The sequence below is a fragment of the Dehalococcoidales bacterium genome (genome assembly GCA_035529395.1).
Lineage (GTDB): Bacteria > Chloroflexota > Dehalococcoidia > Dehalococcoidales > Fen-1064 > DUES01.
Genome location: DATKWT010000152.1, coordinates 1 through 7252, shown reverse-complemented (window position 1 = coordinate 7252; position 7252 = coordinate 1). Strand labels below are relative to the sequence as shown.

Annotated in this window: 4 protein-coding genes, 1 tRNA gene and 1 rRNA gene; 3 read left to right on the top strand and 3 right to left on the bottom strand. The window is 55.4% G+C overall.

Features of this window, described 5'->3' with window-relative positions; genetic code table 11:
• The 3 genes from VMW13_09735 to VMW13_09725 form a co-directional block, all read right to left on the bottom strand.
• Positions 1 to 201 (bottom strand): hypothetical protein (locus tag VMW13_09735; protein HUV45095.1); only part of this gene is annotated, 201 nt, incomplete at its 3' end.
• A 164-nt stretch (positions 202 to 365) separates the two neighbouring features.
• Positions 366 to 2390, bottom strand: coding sequence for a hypothetical protein (locus tag VMW13_09730; protein ID HUV45094.1), 2025 nt, complete (start codon positions 2388 to 2390; stop codon positions 366 to 368).
• 1 nt (position 2391) lies between these two features.
• Positions 2392 to 3795, bottom strand: a complete 1404-nt coding sequence (locus VMW13_09725; protein HUV45093.1) for a hypothetical protein — start codon at positions 3793 to 3795, stop codon at positions 2392 to 2394.
• A gap of 379 nt (positions 3796 to 4174) precedes the next feature.
• On the opposite strand from VMW13_09725, the gene VMW13_09720 reads away from it, so the two are divergent.
• The 3 genes from VMW13_09720 to VMW13_09710 all read left to right on the top strand — a co-directional run bounded on the left by VMW13_09720 (position 4175) and on the right by VMW13_09710 (position 6862).
• Positions 4175 to 4969, top strand: a complete 795-nt coding sequence (locus VMW13_09720; GenBank protein HUV45092.1) for an enoyl-CoA hydratase/isomerase family protein — start codon at positions 4175 to 4177, stop codon at positions 4967 to 4969.
• 146 nt (positions 4970 to 5115) lie between these two features.
• A 16S ribosomal RNA gene (locus VMW13_09715) occupies positions 5116 to 6626 on the top strand.
• A 159-nt stretch (positions 6627 to 6785) separates the two neighbouring features.
• Positions 6786 to 6862: transfer RNA gene (locus tag VMW13_09710), tRNA-Ile, on the top strand.
• Positions 6863 to 7252 lie beyond the last annotated feature (390 nt).

The window sequence follows — 7252 nt, the reverse complement described above, 5'->3', positions numbered from 1 at the left end:
GGTGACCTTAATGGGTGGCCAGGGGTTCTCTTTCCCGGCCTCGTGGACGTTGGCCCGGTACGTCAAAACACGATCAAAGACAATGTCGTCGGCGGCTTCCGGCCCTTCGGCAATCGGGAGGATATCCCTCAGCGGCACTGGCGTGCGAGTCTGCTGGCAAGCGGTGACTGCCAGCAAGGTAACAAGCAGAGAAGCTATCAAGGCTAGCCTTCTGGGCACTGTTCTTACCCCTACTCGTCGGTTAGGCTCATACATTCTGCCACTTACATCCTACCAGAGGAATCCACGGGAAATGTAGGTCTAGAACAGCTTGGACCCCGGCCACTTGGGCCGGAGGAGGCCGTGGAGGTCTCCCTCTGGCCTTACTACAGCCTGCTTTTCTTGCTGGACATGTAGTCCACCAGCATGTATTCGCCCAGTGTATCCGGGCTCGTGTAGAATACCCTTCCCTTATTCAGGCGCGCCATCTGGGAGACGAACGCATTCAGGAACTGGCTCTCGTCGAGCATGAAGACATTTATCACGATGTTCTGCTGAGTGCAGCGCTTCACCTCGCGCAGCGTAAGCTGGATGGTGCGCATGCTGGGAGGGTACTGGAAGTAGATATTCCCGTCCTCGATATGTGCCGTAGGCTCCCCATCCGATACCATCAGTATCTGCTTGTTGTTGCACCGTTCCCTGGCGAGCAGCTTCCTGGCCGTATAGAGACCGTGCTGGATGTTGGTGTACGGGTCGAACTCGTCCCAGCCCATGTAGGGCAGGTCCTGCTTTTTCAGCTCCCGCGCGTAGCTGGAAAAACCGATTACGTGCAGCGTATCCTTCGGGTACTGTGTCCTTATCAGCCCGTCGAGGGCGATGGCCACCTGCTTGGCGGCCTGGAAGTTGCCCCGCATCGGCATCGACAGACTAAGGTCGAGCATCAGTACCGTTGCCGACCGCGTCATTTCTTCCATCCGGTATATCTCGAAGTCGTCCGGGGTCAACTTCAGCGGTGGCGTCTGCTGCTCCCGGTAGATGGAGTTCATGATGGTCTTCTCCAGGTGCAGATGGAAGGGGTCGCCGTACTCGTATGGCTTGGTCTCCTCCATCCGCTCGGTGCCGGGACCCTTGTGGTTCAGGTTGTGGGTCCCGGTGCGGTCCTTCTTTAGCTGCGAGAAGACATCCTTCAGGGCTCTCTGTCCTATCTTGCGCATACCTCGGGGCGTCAGTTCATACCGGCCGCCCTTCGACTGAATGTAGCCCGCTTCTTCCAGTATCCTGGTGATATTACGCAACTGTTCCAGGTCCTGGGCGGCCTCCTCACCCAGCAACTCCTTGACCATCTCTTCGTCTATGGTGTCCAGGGAGCGATTGTACTGCGCCTCCTTGAGCTCCGATTCGAGTTTGTCCATCTCCTGGAGCATCTCCATCAGCTTCAGGGCCTCGGAATAGGAAATGGACTCCTCACCGGTGAAGTTGTACTGCCGTCCCAGTTTCTCGCCGGGATACAGCGTCTCCAGGTTGGCGTTCATCTTGGCGAGCTCGTACTGGGTGGCTTCATCCAGCATTGAGCGCAGCAGACTGTCCAGCGAATCCCGGTCTTCCGCCGACATACTGTCCAGCAGAGATTGTGCCTGTGCCATTTGCCTCTGGAGACGCTCAATAAGCTCATCGAGACTCTGCGGTGGGTTGGGACCGAAGAAGTCGCCGAACTGCTCCATGAATTTCTCGAAGTCCGGCTCCTCCCCCCTCATGCGCTGCTCCAGCATCTGGTTTATCGCTTCCGCGAAGTGCCGCAGGTTAGCCAGGGTCTCCGGGTCCATTTCCTTCAGCTTCTCGGTAAGGTCGCGGGTGTAGGACTGCATGGCGTGTTGCTTGAGCATGTCAATCAGTTCCTGGAACTTCTGCCGCGCCTCATCGTCCATGAAGTCGTAGTCGGTAAGCTCCTTCACCTGGCCACCGACGTCTTTGGGCAGACTGTCCAGCTTCTCCAGGTTCTGGGCAGCCATGTCCTCGATTCTCTTGAGCAGCTTCTGTCCTAGTTCCTCGCCCACGCCCTCGGCACCCTTTTCGACCTTCTGCCTGGCTTCGTCCAGCCTTTTCTGGATGCCCTGCCGTTCGGTCCTGACCACGTCCTCCAGCTTTTTCTGGATTTCGTCCATTACGGAACCGAGCTTGTACTTATCGAGTTGAGATTGTTTTTTCTGGCGTAGTCGTTGCAGCAAATCCTGCAGGCCGGGGAGACGTCTACCCTGACTGTCCCTCATACCCTGGCGTTGCATCTTCCAGAGGGCATAGGACATGCTGCCGTCTTGCATGAGGTTACGCGCCAACTCGTCCATGAGCTCTTCATGGTCGAAGTCAAGGAACTCCTGTGTCCCGTCCCACTCTGAGTAACGGAAGATACTCATGCTAGCTCCGATAGATGGTCTTGCCGTCTTGCCGGGCTTTATTCAGTCGTTTATTCACGTGGCACCCCTCAAAGACGAACTCGGCGGCAGACGCTATTTCCTCCGGCCTCTCGGAGTCAGCGACTGTCTTGAGAGCCTCGAGGAGACCGATAATCTCCTTGGCGATACGCACGTAAGCCTTGGCCGGCATCATGTCGGAGACCTCTACGCTGAACCCCTCACTGAACTGGGTAATCAGCGTTTCCAGGTTGCTCAACCGATAGTGCCGGTTGAAAACATTAAGTACTGCTTTCCTGATGAGGTCGTCGATTAGCTTGCCCTCTTTGGTATCCTCGAATCCCTCCAGCTCTATCTTGGAGCCAGTGGATGAGTAGATGTGGGGGAGGTCCGTGATGCGGGGCACGGCCAGCTTCTCTCCGAGGGTCACCGCCCGCCGGGTGGCGTTGGAGATTATTGTCTCGTAGTTGGCAATTGATACCCGGACACTGACACCGGAGCGCTGGTTGATATCCGGGCTCTTCCTGCCCAGGTGGGTGACCTCAGCGATTATCTCCTTCATGTACGGGGGAGTGTAGCTCTCGACTTCATCTTCGCCGAACTGCCGCCGCTCCATGTCCATGATGGTTATCTCGTCCTCGATGTTAACCGGGTAGTGAGTCCTTGCCTGGGCGCCGAACCTGTCCTTCAGCGGCGTAATTATGCGTCCCCGGTTGGTATAATCTTCCGGGTTGGCGCTGGCTACCAGGAACATGTCCAGGGGGAGCCGGATACGGTAGCCCCGTATCTGGATGTCCCGTTCCTCCATTAAATTAAAGAGGCCCACCTGCAGGCGTTCCGCGAGGTCCGGCAGCTCGTTGATACAGAATATGCCCCTGTTGGTCCTGGGTATCAGGCCATAATGGATGGCCAGTTCGTCGGAAAGGTACCTGCCTTCGGCGACCTTGATGGGGTCGACATCCCCGATAAGGTCGGCTATTGAGATGTCCGGCGTGGCCAGCTTCTCACCGTAACGCTCCTCTCGCGGCAGCCAGTCAATCGGAGTGGCATCTCCCTCTTCGGCCACCCGGTTGCGGCAGTACCGGCATATCGGCATCAGGGGGTCGTCGTTTATCTCACACCCCTGGATGACCGGAACTTCTTTGTTCAGCAGGGCAATCAGCGACCTCATGATACGCGACTTCGCCTGACCGCGCTCACCGAGGAAGATGATATCCTGCCCGGACATTACCGCATTCTGGACCTGGGGAATCACGCTGTGCTCATAGCCGATAATTCCGGGAAATATATCCGTCTTCTTCCTGATGGAGGTTATCAGGTTGTGCCTCATTTCCTCTTTTATTGAGACCGGCTTGTAGCCGGAGGCTTTGAGCTCGCCGATATTCTTCGCCTTTTGCCGTTTCGCCATTCTGTCTGCACACCTTCCATGTCGCTGTTCTGTAACTACAGCTTATTGTACTACGGGTAAATTGCGTATGCAAAGCAACCTGCCGGAACATTCGGTTTGTGATAAAAGGCAGGCAAGTGCTTCGTTGCCATTCCTGCAGACGGGCGCCGTTGTTGCTGCTCTAGTTCAGATAGACAGCTAACACTCTGATGCACATACGGGTGCACTCTATCTCGAGGGATGTCATTGCGAGCGAAGCGAAGCAATGACAGTGAGTATGAATACGAAGTATCACTAGTGTAATGGACGAGTACACCTGTTTGCCAGAGGGGGCCTTTTGCGCTATCATTTATTAACCCGCAGTTCGCGTTAATAATATAAGAAACAGGGAGGAGCTATTATGGAACTGGAGAACATCATCTACGAAGTCAAGGACAATATTGCCAGGATTACCATGAACCGGGGCAACAAGATGAACGCCCTGAGCCATGCCTTGTGGGACGACCTGATTACCGCCTTTGGTCAGGCTGAGGATGACCCTGAAGTGAGGGTTGTCATCCTGTGCGGTGAAGGGAGGGCTTTCTGCACCGGATGGGACCTCAAAGGGAGCTACTACATCAGCGTTCCTGAGGGGCATGAACAGTGGACTGTCAGCAATGCCCTCAGTACTTTACGGGGCATCAGTGAACGGTACCTGAGGATTATGAATCTGCCCAAGCCTGTCATCGCCCAGGTGCATGGCTACTGTCTCGCCGCGGGGTGCTATCTGGAGATGCTGTGCGATATAGCTATTGCCGCTGATGATGCTCTCCTCGGACACCCTGTCGGCCGGGGTGGTGTCGACAGTATGCCGCTGTGGATAACCTACCTCGGTTTTCGAAAAGCCAAGGAAATGCTCCTGACCCAGCGAATCATTGATGGTAATGAAGCGGCACGTATTGGACTGGTCAACAGGGCAGTACCTGCGGACAAGCTGGAGGAAGAGGTGTGGAACCTGGCAAAGACGCTGGCTGAGGCCCCACCGGACGCAATAGCGGTCCAGAAGGAGGCCTTCAACACCCACGCAGAGATAATGGGTAGAGGAGCTCTCTTTGCCTATCACCGTCAGCTCAATGCCCTGGGACGGGTCGGTCGAAGCGGCCCCGGCCTTGACCTTGATGCCTCACGTCGCGGGACCAAAGAGCAGCAGACCTAGCAGGTTTGCCGACACCTTGTGGAGAAGGCTGTGAACCCCGCCTGTTTTCCTTGACATGGTTCTGGAGGCTATGGTAAGATAACTAGTTGCACATAGTACCTTAACAACTGGATAGTGGAAGGAAGGTTCTGAGTAATCAATTCTTTAATACGGAGAGTTTGATCCCGGCTCAGGATAAACGCTGGCGGCGTGCCTTATGCATGCAAGTCGAACGGTTCTTGGCCCTTCGGGGTTAAGGATAGTGGCGAACGGGTGAGTAACACGTAAGTAATCTGCCCTTAGGTGGGGGATAACTCCGAGAAATCGGGGCTAATACCGCATGTGGTAGCGGGTAGTATGACCCGCTAAGAAAGACTTCGGTTGCCTGAGGAGGGGCTTGCGTCCGATTAGCTTGTTGGTGGGGTAATGGCCTACCAAGGCGACTATCGGTAGCTGGTCTGAGAGGATGGTCAGCCACACTGGGACTGAGACACGGCCCAGACTCCTACGGGAGGCAGCAGCAGGGAATATTGGACAATGGGCGAAAGCCTGATCCAGCGACGCCGCGTGAGGGATGAAGGGCTTCGGTTCGTAAACCTCTTTTCTCGGGGATGAATAATGACAGTACCCGGGGAATAAGCCACGGCTAACTACGTGCCAGCAGCCGCGGTAAAACGTAGGTGGCGAGCGTTATCCGGATTTACTGGGCGTAAAGTGGGCGCAGGCGGCTCTTCAAGTCGGTTGTAAAATCTCCCGGCTCAACTGGGAGGCACCATCCGATACTGTTGAGCTCGAGGGCAGCAGAGGGAGGTAGAATTCCCGGTGTAGTGGTGGAATGCGTAGATATCGGGAGGAATACCAGTGGCGAAAGCGGCCTCCTGGGCTGTTTCTGACGCTGATGCCCGAAAGCGTGGGGAGCAAACAGGATTAGATACCCTGGTAGTCCACGCCATAAACGATGGACACTGGGTACAGGGAGTATCGACCCTCTCTGTGCCGAAGCTAACGCGTTAAGTGTCCCGCCTGGGGAGTACGGTCGCAAGACTAAAACTCAAAGGAATTGACGGGTCCCCGCACAAGCAGCGGAGCGTGTGGTTTAATTCGATGCAAAGCGAAGAACCTTACCAAGGCTTGACATGGCGGAAGTAGGAACCCGAAAGGGTAACGACTCGTTAAGTCGGGAACCGTCACAGGTGCTGCATGGCTGTCGTCAGCTCGTGCCGTGAGGTGTTTGGTTAAGTCCTGCAACGAGCGCAACCCCTGTTGCCAGTTACACTCTCTGGCGAGACTGCCCTGCAAAACGGGGAGGAAGGTGGGGATGACGTCAAGTCAGCACGGCCCTTATGCCTTGGGCTACACACACGCTACAATGGGCGGTACAATAGGTTGCAATAGAGCGATCTGGAGCTAATCCTCAAAGCCGTCCTCAGTTCGGATTGCAGGCTGAAACTCGCCTGCATGAAGTTGGAGTTGCTAGTAACCGCGTGTCAGCACAGCGCGGTGAATACGTTCTCGGGGATTGTACACACCGCCCGTCACGTCATGAAAGTTGGCAACACCTGAAGTCGATGGGCTAACCCCGTTCGCGGGGAGGCAGTCGCCGAAGGTGGGGCTGATGATTGGGACGAAGTCGTAACAAGGTAGCCGTAGCGGAAGCTGCGGCTGGATCACCTCCTTTCTAGGGAGAGATAGGGTGTAACAACCCGCTATCTTCCAGGTCGATCTCTGTGGTTTTCCACAGAGTCTCCTTCCTTCCACTATCCAGGGGTTAAGGTGCTTTCTATTTACGCAGCTTGCCACCCGGGTCCTTTTCCGCTACAATAAACACGTAAAATACGGGCCATTAGCTCAGCTGGTTAGAGCGCAGTCCTGATAAGACTGAGGTCCCTGGTTCGAGCCCAGGATGGCCCACCAAAAAAATCCCTTCTCCCGCTCCTTTCTGTATTCTCATGATTTAGTGCCCATCGCTGGCAGGCTAGCGTATTGTCTCGTATATATCTTTACAATCCACGTTGTCATTCTGGAGGAGTCCGTCCTCTCAATAACCCGAAGGACGACGAAGAATCCGGGGCGGGGAAGAAGAACCCATTAGCCACCACCCCAAGGTCCATTCGCTTCGCTCAGGATGACAACTGGCGCGGCGTCTCGTATACGGCGATACGGCTTTGCCGGTCTGGCGCTAGCAGCCTGCGTGGTCAAGTCAATTGTGAGACGGATGACTAGAATGACAGAAACTGCAAAGGCATTTGTAAGACACTACACTAGCAGACCATTGAAGACCTGCTAGCCTTCCCAACCTGGACA